Source organism: Faecalibacterium sp. Marseille-Q4137 (assembly GCF_017377535.1).
GTDB lineage: Bacteria > Bacillota > Clostridia > Oscillospirales > Ruminococcaceae > Faecalibacterium > Faecalibacterium duncaniae.
Genome location: NZ_JAFREK010000136.1, coordinates 1 through 857, shown reverse-complemented (window position 1 = coordinate 857; position 857 = coordinate 1). Strand labels below are relative to the sequence as shown.

Genomic DNA, 857 nt, shown 5'->3' with positions numbered 1-857 from the left:
CAGCTCATGGCTGGCGGTGGCGTTGCTCTGGTGGGCATCACCCTGATTCCCCTGCTGAGCGGTCTGTTCGGCTAAGTGCCGCAGGCGGGTTTATCCCGCCTGTACATACGCAATCGCTCTATCTCTGCTGTGGATAACAGCCCTTTATCATAAGGAGCGCATTGCGGTACGAATCTCCACCCATCCATGAAAGGCGGTGCTATTATGCAGTTTTTGACCCACATTATTTTTCTTCTGAACCTTCTCAAGACCCTTATCAACCACTTCAGCTAAGGACGGTGACTGAATGGAAACCGTTCTTAAAGCCATTGCCGACTGGATCAAAGGCATCCTGACGGCAGGCATTATGTCCAATCTCAGCGGGCTGTTCGACGATGTGAACACGCAGGTCGGCAATATCGCCCAGCAGGTGGGCACCAAGCCCTCCAGCTTTGAGCCGAGAGTGTTCGCCATGATCGAAGCCCTCTCTCGCAATGTGGTGCTGCCCATTGCAGGCATCATCCTGACCTTCATTGCCTGTTATGAACTCATCGAGATGATCACCCAGCACAACAACATGGCGCAGTTTGAGCCTGCCCTTATCATGCGCTGGATCTTTAAGACCGCTGTTTCGGTATGGCTCATCTCCAACACCTTCGATATTGTGATGGCGGTGTTCGACGTCACCCAGAAAGTAGTGTCCGATTCCAGCAGCATCGTTGCCGGAAACACCCGTGTCAACGACATTGGGCTTTCCATGCTGCAATCCAGCCTGATGCAGATGGATGTCGGCCCCCTGTTCGGCTTGTTCCTGCAAAGTTTCTTCATCGGCATCACCATGCGGATATTGAGCATCGTGATTTTCGTCATCGTCTACG

The 857-nt window shown here is 52.7% G+C and carries 2 protein-coding genes; both read left to right on the top strand.

Features of this window, described 5'->3' with window-relative positions; translation table 11 throughout:
- Positions 1-75: Maff2 family mobile element protein (locus J3353_RS16220; RefSeq protein ID WP_242701017.1), on the top strand; the 75-nt coding region annotated here is incomplete at its 5' end.
- Between the two features lie 211 nt (positions 76-286).
- The coding region (locus tag J3353_RS16215) for a VirB6/TrbL-like conjugal transfer protein, CD1112 family (RefSeq protein ID WP_207685275.1) at positions 287-857 on the top strand (571 nt) is incomplete at its 3' end.